The following is a 15,603-nucleotide window of genomic DNA, read 5'->3' as shown; positions in this document are numbered from 1 at the left end:
TGGATGAAGAAGAAACTTTGTAAATTTGTATTGGCAGCGGCACTGATCGTGCCTGTCATAAGTATGCCGGTCGAGGGGGAGGCGGCGGTCGCCAATCCGTTTAATGATGTGTCGAAAAACAGCCCATACGTGGACATCATTCATGAGATGCGTGACCGTAATATTATTAGCGGGTATCCGAATGGCGATTTCAAGCCGGACGAATCGATCAGCCGAAAGCAGGCGGCGGCTCTCGTCAACCGTGCGGTGAAACTGCCGGCGCGGAATAAGTTTGTGCCGTTCAAAGACGTTTCCACGAAAAATCCGTATTATAACGATATTAAAAAACTGCAGCAGGCTGGTATTTTCGCGCCGGACAAGAAAGGCAATTTGTATCCGAATGAGCCGATCACCCGTGCCGAGATGGCGAAGGTGTTAGCCATTGCATTCAAATTGGACGTGCAGTCGGATCTGGATTTCAAGGACGTGCCGAAGACCCATCCGGCGAGTGAATATATCCGTGCCCTTTATTCGAATGCGATCACTACAGGCGACTACGGGAAGTATTATCCCGATAAACCCGTTACGCGCGCCCATTATGCCGTGTTCCTGCACCGGACCTTGCATATGAACGATGCCGTGGACCCGGCAGAACCTGCAAAGCCTCTTCGTGGACAGTTGGGCGCCGTCACGGAAGAGCAATTGAAGAAACGCGATGATTTCCTTGCGTATCAGATGATGCGGCTGCTCGATCAGAAGGTGACGCGCTACCCGGCCGATTCTCTCATGATGGAGAAGATGAATAAAGCGCCATATTGGGATGACCGTGAAATCGATCTGTTTCCTGCGAGTTCCGGCTACGGGCAGATGACAAAGGAGAACATTGCGTATTTGCAACGGTTCGTCAAAAAGGATTCTGAAATGGAGCAGATGTTGAATCGGTGGGCGGCAGGCGATTTCTCGAAGGTGCAACAAGAATATATTACACTGACGGGCATCTATGACTCTGAGTACTATGTATGGTGTCTGGAAGAGCTCTGCTTGAACAGCTCCAATTTGCATGTGCGAACAAAGCGCGCGGAAGAGTTCTTCATCCGAACGGTATTCGGGCAAAAAGGGTTGGAACGCCATTATGAACAGTGGGGGACGGCTGGAAACTGATCATTGGTGACGGGGCTACAATTACACTGTAAAAGAAGAAGCTGGATTGACCGGCTTCTTCTTTACGTTGTCCCATATTTCACAGACATTGTCTCAACCACCATCTCATTTATAGCGGACGTACAATCCGTTGGAAGCCGAGTTTTGCATTTAGGTAATTTGCCGTTTCGAGTTTATGCATTGTCTACAAATAATAGTGTGTGTGGCCGTTTTCGTCGTTTTTTTGAGTGCTTTATGCAAAATACTTATGCCAGAAGGCCAGACCGAGTATGCACGCCGCAAGGAAATAAATGAACAGGCCTGCGAACTTCTGTCCTTCTCCCCAAACTTTCAGGCCGTAGCGTATGGTGTAATAGGCGACATACATGAATAGCGCGAATAATAGTATCGTCATTCCATTAATCTCCTCTTCCGACATGCGGTGGTTTTAGCTGGCTTCCGAAACTTTCAATGGTGATGTCAAGTTCTACTTGGATGTCTGCATTTCGGTATTTTTTCTGCCAATCATAGTCTTCATAGGCATCCATTGTCCAAAATTCGCGGCGGGCGAGCTGGAACCATATGAATGGTTCGCCCCCAAATTCTTCTTGTGTTTTTTTAATCAGCTGCATTATTTTCGCATGCAAATCTTCATGGATTTCTTCTTTTAGCATTCTCTGCCTTTCTTTTGTGTACGCGTAGTTGTGTAAGCTAGGGGACGACAGAACTTGGACCGTGATCGGTACGTGTACCCGTACTTCAGGGTTTGCTTTCTCCACATCGACCTTCACGGTTGTCTTCTTTTCCTTCAGCAGGCGTACGGAAATCTTCCGATCATTATCTATGGGATCTTTGAAAGAATCAACGTAATGATTCGCTATGCTTTTTTTTCGCAATAACAGGACATACCGCGTCTCCTCGCCGGTTAAGGTTCCGATCATCTTCCCATTTTGGAAAACGGCCGACCCGATCATTTGCGCAGGATCGCCAGCCTCTTGCGGAACCTGTCCCGCTTTGTAGTTGTCTGATGATTTCCGGATTTCGGGTTCCTTTTCCGTCGATGCGTAAATGACGAGGAACAGGGCATTTGCAGTCCGTTGGAAGTAACGATTCAAATCGGACAGCGGCACATACCCAGTATCCTTCCAACGGTCCCGCATGAAGGAATAATACTTGTGGGGCCGTGTTTCCAGCTTGGAATGATTCGAGTGGATGAACTCGCTTGCTTTTTCCTTACTGACTATCAGCATCATTTTCCGCCGTATTTCAGGGTCACGGACAGACGAACCGATAATGTTATTGAAATAATCGCTTCTCGCAAATTCCTCGCCAATAATGATCGTCTGCAGCTGGGACAGATCGATTTCCCTGGATACAATGCTGTTCGCCAATTCTTTCGCTGAAATGATATCCGTCGCAGTGATCGTCAAAATGTCACTCGGCGGTTCGTTTTGAGCCACGGACTGACTTGTGGATCCGACTTGTGGGTTTTCAATCTGGAACGTGACATCCACCATATGATCCTCTTCGCTTTTATCCAGCCCGAGCACTACAGCATATCCCCGCTCCTCCAGCTCGATCTTATCCCAACACCCGGAGAGGAGGGCAAGAGAAGGCAGCAAAATGATCAGCCATTTATCCCGCATTTGCTTTCTTACCTCCTTTAAAGCGGTCGATGCCCCATAAGATAAATGGAAACAGAACGAGAATGCCGGTACTTGTTTGAATCAGCGTTTCCCGAAGCGCATTTCCGACAAAGATGTTAGGGGAAATCAAACCTGCCAAAACACAGAGCCCGGCTATCGGCAGCAGCAAAGGTTCAAATTCCTTCAGTTTCAGCATTTTTGAAAGGAAAAAAGCGGCTAAGTACAAGTAAATAGAAAAGTGAATGGCGGAAGCCACTGTCCAAGTCGCTAAGTAAATGGATTCAAGATGGCCAATTGTCCCAAGGGTCGCCATCCTCGTTAATTGTTGAAAAGGATATGCGATATCTTGGACTGCCGGAAAATCAAATATCGATACATAGATCACCATGAAGAATGCGAGAGATGCGACCCCGATAATCCAGCCATACAGTACGCCAATCCGAAAATCCTTAAACTTATGGACAAACGGATAGAGTGCAAAAAGGAGGATGCTTTCCCCATAGATTGAACTGTAGGTCGTTCCCTTTTTCAACAGCACATCAAGCCCCGGCCCGGCAATCGGATAGATCCGTTCCACTGAAAAATCCTCCAAGATGAAAAAGATAAGGATATACGTTACAAATAAATAGAGCGGGCATAATATCCAGGCGGTCCGGCCGATGTTTTCCAAGCCTCGGTTCGCTATATAGAAACTTGCGCCGATGAGCATCACGTACAGATAGGGAACTGGGGTCTTCGAATAAAACATAGTATTGAAAACATCTGTGTAATTGCGGCTGTTTATCATCAATGCGCTGAAAATGATGAGAAAAAAGAGGAACATGACGAACGAACCGATCCGTTTCCCTAGCAGCGAAAAGACCAGTTCTACAAGCCCGGCATCATGCTTCTTCACGATGTACAGCAAGACTAGAAACGGGATGAGCATAACGGCAAAGGAGATGATGGGAAGGACCCAGGCCGCATTTTTCCCGAATTTAAAGAGCGTGTCAGGTGTAGTGTTCATCAGCTGAATCACATATAGGAATATGACGATGGCTGTGAGCTCCCGTTTGCGGATTAAGCCGTTGTTTACCCTAATCATCCCTTGAACCTACTTTCGGATTGCTGACCTTTTTCTTATACCGGCTGTTTGAAAAGAAAGGAACAAGAGCTTGTTTCCAAACGGGCTTCCTAAAAACCACACCTCTTTGTGAGTGGAAATACGGAGCGAGCGGCGAAAAGAAAGGCACGTTAAACGATTTCAAGGAAGACATATACGCGATTGTGCAGGCAACGGCAAGGAAGATGCCGAAAAACCCCATAAAATTAGCAATGAAAATGAACAAGAACCGTAAAATCCGGATCATGAAGTTTAACGACAGATCCTGGATGACAAACGAAGACAAGCCCGTGATGGCAACGACGATGACAATAATCGGGCTTACAAGATTCGCCTGTACCGCGGCCTGTCCTAAGATCAATGCTCCGACAATCCCGATGGTCGGGCCAATCACAGAAGGAATCCGAATCCCGGCTTCACGCAAAATCTCAAAAGTGAACTCAAGCAGAATGATCTCCCACAATACGGGGATTGGAACGATTTCCCTCGTTGCCGCAATGGCGAATAACAGATCGGGCGGCAACATTTCGACATGGAACGTGCTGGCAGCCAGATAGATCGAGGGTGTAAAAATGGCGATGAAAATGGCGAGTATACTGATGATTCTTATGAAATTGACATTGGCCCAGCGCAAATATTGGTCCTCTGCCGTATGGAATAAGGACCAAAAGGTAATGGGGACGATCAGGGCATATGGCGAATTATTCATCAGCAGAAGGATATGGCCGCCCAGCAGAAATGAGGTTGCCCGGTCGGGACGTTCCGTCATTAAGGTGGATGGAACGAGGGAATACGTTCTGCTCTCGATGAATTGCTCGAGAATAGAAAGGTTTTGAATCACATCTGTTTGGATGCCCTCCACTTTCTGCTTGACCTCTTTTATTAACTTGTCATCGGCTATTCCTTTAATATACATAATGGAGACTTCATTCGAAAAAACATCACCGACAGTCATGTTTTCACAAATCAGGCGGCTGTCTTTAACCTGCCTGCGAAGTAAGGATTGATTGACAGCCATGGACTCGATAAAAGCCTCTTTTGGCCCGCGGACTACATTTTCCACAGTCGGTTCTGAAACAACACGTTTTTCAAAACTGGCTGTATTCGCAGAGATGGCAATCTTTTCGTTCTCCAAGAGGATGAGGCAGTTTCCGTTCAACAGATCGTGAACGGCATCCTGCAAACGGACAATTTCCCTTATGGCCGTCGTCAGCAGAACACTGTTTGCAAGCATGTCTACTACCTTTCCATCCTCAGGCTTATCCGATAATTCGTAAAGAGGTTTCATGACATGGGTCTCAACGGTCGTCTCTTCAACGGTTCCTTCCAGAAAAAAGAGGATGCCACTCATCGTCCCTTGCAGTGCAGAAAACTGGCGCGTTTTTAGAGATTGGTTGGTGGGATAAGAGAAGGCTTCATATATAAGAGTGATATTATGTTGAAAATCATCAGTGAATAAGGAATCATTCTTCGTTTGATTTCTAGATGAAGAAGGTTCTTTTGTCAAGCATAATCTCCTCCATTCCTTTTGGAAAGCAGCTTAGCATAAACAAGTAGTTGCCAATATAATTGGTTTTTATTCGCGCTCGGCAAGCTGAGGATCTGTTGACAAGGACTCTTTACTAAATGTTGGAGCAGCTGAAATGGGTTCTGAAAGATCAGAACCAATTGTATGACCAGAAATATAAAAGTTATGAACCGGCTCCTGGAGAACCGCAAGTGAGGAGACCATCTGATTCGATTAACATAACTGCCCCTGTTGACCCGCTGGGGAGGCACGCGAAAATGCACCCATCATGCAAACCATGCCGTCCTATAGCATATAGTGGAGTTGATTCAGTTCATAGATACTAAAAAACAAGAAGTAGAGGGAATGTAGTATGAATGTTAGATTACAAGAGAATGCCGATGCGGTGTATCAGCTTGCTGAGAAGAAGGCCGCAGAATATTTTGCAACACTTTGTGAACAGCTTTCCAATCAGATTTATGCTACTACCTTAACGAAAGATATACAGGCGTGGAAACAGAATCATATTCACCATTATTCATTGTTTTCGCGTGGAAAGAGAAAATCCCATTCACTCGGATATCACCGTTATCTTCACTGGCTTAATCATTCCGGAAAACTTGATAGCTATTTAGATCGAAGCATTTCTTACATTTTCTTACGTGATCTAGGCAAATCACTTCATTCACCAGAAACCCAGAGCCGGATTCAGCTTATCGTTGCTGATTTAAAAGAGCACCTTATGCATTCGTCGGAGAATGGTGGGAAAGCAGAGATTTTCAGCATGGCGGGGTTATATCGTTGGGCGCAGAAGGAAGGCGTTGAGACGACAGTCATCTGGTTACTGAACAAGTTGAAGGTAGTATCCTCCATAATTCCGGAAGGGATGGATGCAGACGAAGCAAAGCGGAAGCTCAGTAAGATCGTGGCAGGAGTCGTCTTGCACCAGATGGAAGAGATGGGGGAGGAGATTCCAGCTGAAGTGCGGGCTCGGCGATTGGATGAAGCAATCCGTTTGGGTTATTCGTATGGCCTGACGTATCCGTTCATTGATGATCTGCTGGACTCGGATGTTTTATCCGATGAAGAGAAAAGACAATATTCCGATTTGATACGATCCACCCTTATGACGGGATTTGTACCCGAATTAAAGAATTGGGCAGGAGAAAACGAGGAGCTGATTCGTTCCATCCATTCGGAGCTTTGTGATGCTTTTGCCTATATTGAAGACCATATACAGCAAGAGACTAAAGCTGACTTTCTCGAACAGTCCTATGTGTTTTTTCAATCGCAGGAAGTGGACAGGGAAAAGAATATACTCGACGCAACCTATACGAATGAAGATCTTTATGTTCCGGTTATTTTAAAGTCTGCTTCTTCTCGTTTGATGGCTCGTTCGATTCTTAGCGTCGAAGAAGATAACGGGTTTGATAAACGAACGTTCTTTTATGGGATTTACAACCAGCTGGCCGATGATTTCGCGGATATGTTTGAGGACCTCAAAGCTGGCGCGGTAACGCCATATACGTATTACATGAAATATCATACGACGCGGCCGGATCTCATCAATCCTTATGAACTCTACTGGACGGTCATCTGTCATTTGATTCATAATGTGTATGATTCGGATAAGAAGACATGTGACGTCATGCTCAACCGTGCAGTGAATGGATTAAAACGCTTTAAAGAACGGATGGGAGACGAAACATACAACGAAGTGATGCGAGTATTTGCAACTGGGCATTCTACATTCGATCGGCTTATCCAAAAGATGGTCCGCAAAGCAGATGATGTCGAGTTCTTTGATAAACTGCTGCGTGATCATATGATAGCTAATTTCAAAGCGAAAGCTAAAGAACAGGAAGCCTTTTTAGAAACGATTGATGCGCTACGCGGCCAAATCAATGCAGCTTTACATATTCCGGAAGACGGAAGCGAATCTTTCTTAGAGGAAGCGGTCATCGAGGCTGCTAATTACAGCCTGCAAGGGGATGGAAAGCGACTTCGCCCCATCATGACATGGGTTATGGGCGTTCATGAATACGGGTTGGATCCGTCTGCCATCATGCCTTTACTAAAATCATTGGAATATATGCATACAGCATCCCTCATCTTTGATGACTTGCCGTCCCAAGACAATTCGTCCTTTCGTAGGGGACGTCCGACGGTACATCACGTATATAACACGGCTGTAGCTGAACTAGCAGGTCTTTACTTAAGCCAAAAGGCGGTGGAGGAACAAGCGTCACTCGACCAGTTTAATTCGCAAGCTGTGCTGCGTCTAATCCGCTATTCGGCTGGGGTGACAACGGAAATGTGTAAAGGCCAAGCGATGGACTTGAATTCAAAAGGCAGGCAATTGACTTTGGATCAGTTACATACCATGTGCTTTTATAAAACCGGCCTAGCATTCGAGGCTACACTCGTCATGCCTGCAATCTTAGCAGGAAAACAGGAATCAGAACTGGAAGGGTTAAAACGATTTGCCTATCATGCCGGCATCGCTTTTCAAATCAAGGATGACTTGCTCGACATTGAAGGCGACATGGCTTCACTTGGTAAGCCAACTGGGAAAGACGCCGAAAATAATCACTCGACCTTCGTATCGGTCCTAGGCGCTAACGGAGCCCGCAAAGCGATGTGGGATCACTACTGCACCGCCATGGAATTGTTGCAACAGATGCATCACAAAACAAGTTATTTGGAACACTTTTTAAGTTATATAGTGAATAGGGACAACTAAATGAAGCGCGAAGAAAAGCCGGTTTGACCGGCTTTTTACTTTGTCGAATCATCTACAGGCACTGATTCATACAACCATTTCATTCATTCCTGAAAAAAGGCAGTAAGTTAATAGATTACATCCTTGAACAGACGCCGTTGTCGACAGTCATTCTATTACTACACTAATTCCTTCAAATACCACCGATCCATTGTGGAATGATCCGACCCATCCAGCGGACGCTCGAGCCGCTGGAAGCCGAGTTTTGCATATAGGTGATTTGCCATTTCAAGTTTATCCATCGTCTCCAAATAACAGTGAGTGTAATGTTCCTTGGCAAATGCCAGCGCCGTTTCCATCAGTTTTTTTGAGTAGCCCATGCCTTGGGCTTCCGGTTTGATATAAAGCTTCTGTAATTCGCAAATCGCACCCGTCTTCCCGAATCGGGCAATGCCCACACCGCCTGCCACTTGCTCCGCTTCATCCACCAACACCCAATACTTTGCGTTCGGCTCGTTATTATAGTAATCCGCGAGATTTCCAAGTTGCGGATCGAAATAAGCAGTTCCGGGGATATCCAGCTGATAGGATTCCAATGATGCTTTGATGATCCGCTCAATGGCCACATTGTCTTTCATCTCAATTTCACGTATTCGCATGATTCATCCTCCGAAGGGTAATAGGTTACATCCATAATAGCTGCCTCTGTAATTGACTACAATGACACTTCATCTTTGAAAAGATGGCCGCTGTATTGCCCTCAACTCATCCTTTCAATTGCTTCAAAATCCGATAATGTCCTTTTCCAGGCAGAAAACCGAAGCTGCGATTAATTGCTTGCATTGGCGCGTTGGACTCTTCGGCATCCGTCGTCAAGGTATGAGCCCCTTCCTTCAGGGCGCATTCAATTGACAGCTGTTTCAACGCTTTTGCGATGCCGCGTCCTCGATATTCCATTTGAACTCCCGTGTAGTTCGTATACAGCACTCCTGCTTCGTCTGTTGTGAATAATTGAGTGACGCCTACGAAACGATCTCCGTCCAGTGCGATGAAAATCCAGTCGTCGCGCGAAATATCGTTTGGCAGAAACTCGTTTCGCCATTGTTCAAGCGGCGGCAGGCTTCCGAATTGCCCTGGGTTGTCTTTCGCTGTTTCGACACATAACTCGTACAATTTTTGCTCCGAATCTTCTCCATGTACTTCCGCGAACGTGGTGAATCGAATGCCCGATCTTTTCGCTTGTTCTGCGGTGTCCTTCTGCACATGATCATAAGAGCGAAGGTCGAGAAGTAGATCAAACACATGCGCATCGAGTTGGAATCCTCTCTTTGTAACAAATGGAAGGGAGTCATCGATCCAGTCATGGACAGTGGATAACAGCATGGAAGCCTGCCGTTCGTTCGCCCAGTTTTCGATATGGGCCAGAAGCATATTGCCGATTCCTTGTCTGCGATAATCGGGATGCACACAGAACGTACTTCCGACCTGGCCGGGATCGGTCCATGGGGCGCGGAACGCTGCACCATACCCAATGATTGCCCCTTCTTCGTTCTCTGCTACGACTCTCGTTCTGCCGAAGCCGGCCAAGATGCCATGTTCATTGCGTGTCAGGTTTGAAGTTACGGGCACATGCAGATCTTCTTCCTCTAGCGATTGGGCGGTTATGGAATCGGGTTCAATTGTGTTAAATAGCACAGCGACATGCGGATAATCATTTGGTACTTTCATGTCTCGCAGCCTGACAATACTGGCTATGTTATTTGTTTCATTCATCGTCATCTTCCTCTTCTTGAATTGGGTCTGACTAGTAATCAATCAATGCACTTACATATAATTATAGCAATTTTCCTAGTAATGGAACAGCTTGCTTGATTCGAATCTGGATCTAATCTGCGTGCATTCACCGGACAATTCTCGTCAGAAATGAACATCTTTTTCTTTTTCATTTTCTTTGAAACTTTTCCTGAAATCTCTCGTCTATACGGTACTTCCAAGATTAGTATGTAAACAGAGAGGATGAAATAATTGAAGAAACTAATTGTGCTATTTGTTGCATTGTTGCTTACGGTTAGTTTGCCAGTAACCGGAACTGCTGCTGGCACCACCCAATTTTCTGATGTGCCGCAGACGAAGCATTTCGCAGAAGCGGTCTATGAACTGGCAGGACGAAATATTATTGGCGGGTATCCAGATGGTACGTTCAAGCCGGGCAATCCCATTACGAGGGGACAGGCCGCAGCCATCATTACGAAGATGCTTGAGCTGGATACGGATCAGGTGAAGAATCCTGGTTTTAAGGATGTTTCCCCGGAAAATGGCTACTATAAGGCGATTGCCGCGCTGGCAGAGAAAGAAATCATCGGCGGCTATGAGGATGGCCGATTTGGACCTAATGATCCGATCAAGCGGGGACAAATGGCGTCCATTCTTGTCAAAGCGTTCGATTTGCCTCGGTATGCTATAGAGGATAAAGATAACCCGTTCAAGGATGTGAAAAATTATTCTTACATTTCGCATAGCCAGAACATCTTAATTATCTACCATCTCGGCATTACGACAGGAACAACGCCAACGACTTTTAGTCCGAATGCTTCCATTACGAGAGGGCAGGCAGCCAAAATGCTCAAGGCAGCGGAAGAGTCGAAGCCGCAGATGAAGACACTACAGGCAAATGAATTCGGTTGGAATAAGATTGAGTGGTTCAATGATCAAGAGAAAAACCCAGGCGTATTCAAGGCCGCATTGGTGACGGGAAGAAAGACACCTGCTGGTTACACGGGCGACCGCCTGCAAATCGTCCCACTCAAAGAAGGGACGGGCACGCTTAGCTTCGGTGAAGGCAGTACGTATTTTCCAGATGAAAAGAACTACAAGAAGTATTATGTACATGTCAAGAAAACGGATGGCGAATGGAGTGTGACGTTGGAAGAGACGGACGACCAATTCCCAACTGCAGCGGGTCTTGAAATGACACAGGAGCAGACGAAGCAAGTGGAACAAGTTTCGCTTGCGACAATGGAAGGAGAGCAGCTGTCAGATAGCGTGGCATTTAAGTATTGCAAAAAGGGCATCATTGACCATCTCTGTATCGATATTGATAAACCGGGCCAGTACATTGCCACCGTACACTACAAAAGCGGCAAGAAAATCCGGTATGGTATAGAGGCAAAGCAAGAAACGGCTCGCTTCTATTATGATATCCAGACTTTGATGGAAAGGACATCCCACTCGGTTGACTTAAGTAATGACGATTATTACTCTGTGAAACCTGGACACAAAGTCGGAAAGTTTACTATCCCGAAAGGCTCTGAGCAGATTGCTGTCGTAACAAGGGAGAAAGGCACCAACATTTTCCGTGCGGAAGCGAAGAAAAGTGGAACCTTTCAAGTTGAATTGCCGGATGACCGTGTGCTCGCCTATCCTGGAGACGACTTTCTCTACTTTGAAGGGGTGTCTATCCAAGTTGAGCAGCTAGGTACCATTTTGCATGTGACGGTTCGGCCGTACATCCATGATTACATGCAATGAGGGGGAAGCGTTAGGTGATTGGACTTTGTGTTGTCTGATAAATTGTCAGCATGCAGTTCATAACTCTGCTCCCAATTAATATGGGCATTATTTTAAGACGTTCATTGTTGACCTAACGAGGGTCAATAATGGACGTCTTTTCCGTTTGTCTACGTGTTCGCAGGGTTGATCATAAAGCTAGGTAATTGGATTGAGTTTGTTTAAAAGACTACACCATTAAAATTAGCTCTTTCCTTTTGGTGATAATTTCCTAGAGACTACGGCCATTTGAGAAAGCAGTATGTAATGGTAATAATAAATACTTATTGAAACTTTTAAAAAGTTCGGTATAATCTGTAATAGTAGGTGGTCATTTGTCATTCATGTCAACCTTCGCCAATCAAATAACAAGAAAGGGATGGGGAAAATCGTTCGCAGTAGTGTAGATTCTGGGGTGAAAGAATTTTTGCAACAACTTGTAAAATCCAGTCTCTAGCATCTTAGCATTTGTAGCCTTGCGTGTTTGACTGGAAGCAAATTCAGCACATACACCAATAACAAGGGAGTTGAAATGGATTTGAGAGAAAAGGAATTTGTCATGACAGATGAGCCTTGTGAAACGATTCATATCAAAGAGCTGCCGGAGCTGGATGAGGAAACAAAGTATATTGCTAAGACCGAATTTCGAACCGGGTTATCGCTGACTATTATTTATTTTCTTTTTGTACTATCGGTTCCGGTAATGAATTGGTTTAAGCCGGATTGGGCTTTTACTAAGCTATTCGGGGGAATGTCCGCCAGTTGGTTTTTAACGACAATAGTTGCTATGGCGATGGCTTTCATTATTGCATTCGTTCACACAAAACTCTACGAGAGGTGGGAGAGAAAAGTTGGAACTGCCATACTAGCAACCGGACTTGCAGAAAAGAAGAATAATGAGGCCGCCACACCTTCAGTTGAAAATGAAAATGAGAAGGAGACTGTTTGACCATGCAAATACTCCTTGATCCAAAATATCTTTTTACGATATTGCTGTTAGCGACAATTGTCATCATTACGTATCTGTCAAAAAGAAATGAAAATGCAAGCGATTTTTTTGTAGGGGGCCGTCAATTCGGATGGTTCACCAATGGTTCTGCGATTGCAGGAGACTACTTGAGTGCTGCTACGTTTCTCGGTCTCGCCGGTCTCACCTTTTCAATAGGGTATGATGGAGCATTTTATACTTTTAGCTTTTCAATCGGATTAACACTTTTGGCACTCTTTGTTGCAGGGCCTTTGCGTCGTTTAGGGGCGTATACGGTTGCTGATTTTGTTGCGTATCGATTTCACAGCAAACGTGCCAGGATTATAGCCGTCATTGTTGTTTTAGCGATTTCAGGTTTTTATGCAGCACCGCAGCTGCTTGGGGCTGCATCCATTTTAAGTATGTTTTTTGGCACTTCCTATGAGTTCGGTATTTTATTTACAAGTCTTGTCATGATTTTCTATGTCGGGGTCGGCGGAATGAAGGGAACCACATTAAATCAGGCGTTAGAGCTTTGGATCCGTTTGTTCGCTTTTATCATTATGGTGGCGGCTGCTATTTATGGCGGATTTCATTACCAAAAAATCTTGGCTGTCATCAGTGAATTCAATGGAACCATTGCGAACACAGGCAGTTTCACAGAAGGTGGAAAAGATATAGCTTTTAACGGGGAGCAATGGTACAAATCGGGCTTATTCAATCCAAACTTTTGGCATAGCATTTCTATGTTGATTGGACTTGCGCTTGGAGTTCTTGGGTTACCCCATATTTTATTACGTTTTTATACGAACCCAAATGCCAAGGCTGCACGGAAGTCTGCAGTTATGTCGATAGGAATCGCCAGTTTATTCTTCGGACTTGCGGTATATCTCGGAGTGGTTGGCAGAGCGATCTTCTTAGAAGGAAATGCAAGTACTGAAGTGATGAAGAACTTGGTGACCGGTGGAGATAACATGGTTGTTCCATCCATCGCTACAGCACTTGGCGGCCAATGGTTACTAGGATTTGTCATTGCCGGTGCATTTGCAGCGATTTTCTCAAACCTGTCGGGCCTGTTTATTGCCAGCTCAGGGGCGATCGCCCATGATCTGTATGCCAAGTTTTCAAAGAAAGAACTAACTCAAAAACAGCGGGTTCGTGCAGGGAAATGGGCAATCGTATTTCTCGGCGTGTTTTATGGAGTACTTGGTTTATTGGTCAAAACTGCATCAATCGGTCACCTTGTTGCGCTTGCGTTTACTGTTGGGGCAAGCACATTTGCACCAATCTTTATACTTGGTATATGGTGGCGCGGCATCACGGAAAAAGGAGCCATTGCAGGTCTCGTAATGGGACTACTAGCTTCTTTGTTCATGATCTTTTTCTCTTCGGTTTTACCAGAAGCCTTGCAATTTAGAGTCCCAGGCATCATTACTGTTCCAATCGGATTCCTATCAGTTTACATCGTATCCAAATTGGATGGGAAAGTGCCGGCAGACGTTAACTTGTTCATGCGGAAGGTTCATGCTAAAGAAGAAATCTCGTAATCGAATAAAAACGATTCACTAAGAGGGAAGTGAGTTTAATTTAAACAAAGAAAAAGCACCTGCATTGGATCCCGTGCAGGTGCTTTTATAGACTATTTCTACACTTGCCTGATTGAAAAACGTTATATGATCGGCCGTTAAAGTGTCCGTGTGATGGATAATTTTCTGTACATCGAAGCAATCTCCGGATTCTCTCTTTTCCATGCCTCATTTAAGACCATCGGGATCTTGTATTGCTTCACCAATTCATTCATCAATCCAGCCAGGAGGATATCCCTTCTAGGTTGATCTGCATGGATGATTTGCTCATATGCTTTCTGATAATCGGCCAATGATTTCTTAGGTGCCAAACGAATTCCTCCAAGGTTATTGATATGGACTGCTTGTTTTCAATCAAGGTCTGAAGACGATAAGTTGTGATTCATATGATACTTTGATTTTATAGGCTTCCCAGCAAGGCATCAATGCTTAAGGCAAACTAGGAATTAAAAATACGTGGAGAAGAGATTTACCTGACTAAATGTCTTCCTATGATATATCAACACCTGAATGGTCCACTCCCTGTACAAGTGTTTTTATGACATAATCAGTGTAGGTACGAGTCACTTACAATAAACAAAGGAGGCACCGGGATGACGAACCAATCCCAACAGATCCTCTCTCTTATAGAGGATTCCCAAGACTTCACTACTTTGGACAACCATTTTAATCGGTTTAATCCATTCAAAGTCCTGCAAGTGGACAACTATGAAATCCGCCATTCCAATGTGTTGGCATGGTTGCTTGATCCAAGACAGAATCACAATTTGGGGTCGTATTTTATTAAAAAGCTATTGGCGAAGGTTTTTGTCAATCCAGCCAATTACGAGGACGAGGATAAACTCTCGAATTACAATGTCCTCCAGTTGTGCAGCCATTCCTACCATGATCTCGACGTTTACAAAGAACTTGCTACATCCAACCGGAAACGGATTGATGTGCTGGCGGTTTCTGCTGTGCATAAAACCGTCGTGTTAATTGAAAATAAATACTGGGCGAGCGAATCGGAAGGGCAGTTGGAGGAGTATATCGAGTTTGCGCGTTCTACCTATGAAGGATATAAGATTATCCCGATTTTTCTCACGTTGCTGGACGAGGAGCCAACACACGAAGACTATTTGATGCTTGGTTATTCCGATGTGCTCGGCATCTTACAGAACTTGCTGAGTTCACAGGTCCATTATATGAATTCGCATGTGCATGCGTTTCTTTCCTACTACGTGGATATTTTAGAAGATCAGCTCGTTCAAAATGAGGAATTGAATGAAATAGGCATGGCGCTCTATAAGAACCATAAGGAAGCAGTCGACTTTTTGTATCAGCATGGGCAAGACGCGGATTTGAGAGAAGTGGATGATTCGGATGCGGTACTTCATACATATTTACGTCATAAGGAGACAATTGATTT

The 15,603-nt window shown here is 44.9% G+C and carries 13 protein-coding genes; 6 read left to right on the top strand and 7 right to left on the bottom strand.

The annotated features are described in order from the left end of the window. Positions 1-3: 3 nt before the first annotated feature. Positions 4-1,140, top strand: a complete 1,137-nt coding sequence (locus NCCP2222_RS12955; RefSeq protein ID WP_248512768.1) for an S-layer homology domain-containing protein — start codon at positions 4-6, stop codon at positions 1,138-1,140. A 232-nt stretch (positions 1,141-1,372) separates the two neighbouring features. On the opposite strand, the gene NCCP2222_RS12950 is transcribed toward NCCP2222_RS12955, so the two are convergent. From NCCP2222_RS12950 to NCCP2222_RS12935, 4 genes are read right to left on the bottom strand one after another with little or no spacing between them, the layout of a single operon-like run. Beyond that, positions 1,373-1,534 carry a hypothetical protein gene (locus NCCP2222_RS12950; protein WP_248512767.1) on the bottom strand — a complete coding sequence of 54 codons (162 nt, stop codon included), beginning with the start codon at positions 1,532-1,534 and terminating at the stop codon, positions 1,373-1,375. 4 nt (positions 1,535-1,538) lie between these two features. Further along, complete coding sequence (locus tag NCCP2222_RS12945; protein ID WP_248512766.1) at positions 1,539-2,765, bottom strand: Ger(x)C family spore germination protein; 1,227 nt, start codon at positions 2,763-2,765, stop codon at positions 1,539-1,541. Then, a complete protein-coding gene (locus NCCP2222_RS12940) occupies positions 2,755-3,849 on the bottom strand; it encodes a GerAB/ArcD/ProY family transporter (RefSeq protein WP_248512765.1) in 1,095 nt (364 codons plus the stop codon). The genes NCCP2222_RS12945 and NCCP2222_RS12940 overlap by 11 nt, the downstream gene beginning before the upstream one ends. Next, the gene (locus tag NCCP2222_RS12935) at positions 3,842-5,374 is read right to left on the bottom strand and encodes a spore germination protein (protein WP_248512764.1); all 1,533 of its coding nucleotides are present in this window, start codon (positions 5,372-5,374) and stop codon (positions 3,842-3,844) included. The genes NCCP2222_RS12940 and NCCP2222_RS12935 overlap by 8 nt, the downstream gene beginning before the upstream one ends. A gap of 373 nt (positions 5,375-5,747) precedes the next feature. Here NCCP2222_RS12935 and NCCP2222_RS12930 point away from each other — a divergent pair, with 373 nt between their 5' ends. Then, positions 5,748-8,117, top strand: coding sequence for a polyprenyl synthetase family protein (locus NCCP2222_RS12930; RefSeq protein WP_248512763.1), 2,370 nt, complete (start codon positions 5,748-5,750; stop codon positions 8,115-8,117). Between the two features lie 158 nt (positions 8,118-8,275). Here the strand turns inward: NCCP2222_RS12930 and NCCP2222_RS12925 are convergent, their stop codons facing one another. Next, complete coding sequence (locus NCCP2222_RS12925; protein ID WP_248512762.1) at positions 8,276-8,755, bottom strand: GNAT family N-acetyltransferase; 480 nt, start codon at positions 8,753-8,755, stop codon at positions 8,276-8,278. A 106-nt stretch (positions 8,756-8,861) separates the two neighbouring features. Then, positions 8,862-9,869 (bottom strand): GNAT family N-acetyltransferase, encoded by a 1,008-nt coding sequence (locus tag NCCP2222_RS12920; protein ID WP_248512761.1) that lies wholly within the window; start codon positions 9,867-9,869, stop codon positions 8,862-8,864. A gap of 252 nt (positions 9,870-10,121) precedes the next feature. On the opposite strand from NCCP2222_RS12920, the gene NCCP2222_RS12915 reads away from it, so the two are divergent. The 3 genes from NCCP2222_RS12915 to NCCP2222_RS12905 all read left to right on the top strand — a co-directional run bounded on the left by NCCP2222_RS12915 (position 10,122) and on the right by NCCP2222_RS12905 (position 14,156). Further along, the gene (locus tag NCCP2222_RS12915; protein ID WP_248512760.1) at positions 10,122-11,624 is read left to right on the top strand and encodes an S-layer homology domain-containing protein; all 1,503 of its coding nucleotides are present in this window, start codon (positions 10,122-10,124) and stop codon (positions 11,622-11,624) included. 550 nt (positions 11,625-12,174) lie between these two features. Further along, complete coding sequence (locus NCCP2222_RS12910; protein WP_248512759.1) at positions 12,175-12,591, top strand: DUF485 domain-containing protein; 417 nt, start codon at positions 12,175-12,177, stop codon at positions 12,589-12,591. Positions 12,592-12,593: 2 nt separating this feature from the next. After that, complete coding sequence (locus NCCP2222_RS12905) at positions 12,594-14,156, top strand: sodium/solute symporter (RefSeq protein ID WP_248512758.1); 1,563 nt, start codon at positions 12,594-12,596, stop codon at positions 14,154-14,156. A 137-nt stretch (positions 14,157-14,293) separates the two neighbouring features. Here the strand turns inward: NCCP2222_RS12905 and NCCP2222_RS12900 are convergent, their stop codons facing one another. Continuing rightward, a complete protein-coding gene (locus tag NCCP2222_RS12900) occupies positions 14,294-14,506 on the bottom strand; it encodes a hypothetical protein (protein WP_248512757.1) in 213 nt (70 codons plus the stop codon). 282 nt (positions 14,507-14,788) lie between these two features. Between NCCP2222_RS12900 and NCCP2222_RS12895 the strand changes: the two genes are divergently transcribed. After that, the coding region (locus tag NCCP2222_RS12895; protein WP_248512756.1) for a PDDEXK-like family protein at positions 14,789-15,603 on the top strand (815 nt) is incomplete at its 3' end.

The organism is Sporosarcina sp. NCCP-2222, from assembly GCF_023168145.1.
Classification (GTDB): domain Bacteria; phylum Bacillota; class Bacilli; order Bacillales_A; family Planococcaceae; genus Sporosarcina.
This window is presented reverse-complemented; position numbering and strand designations above follow the sequence as displayed.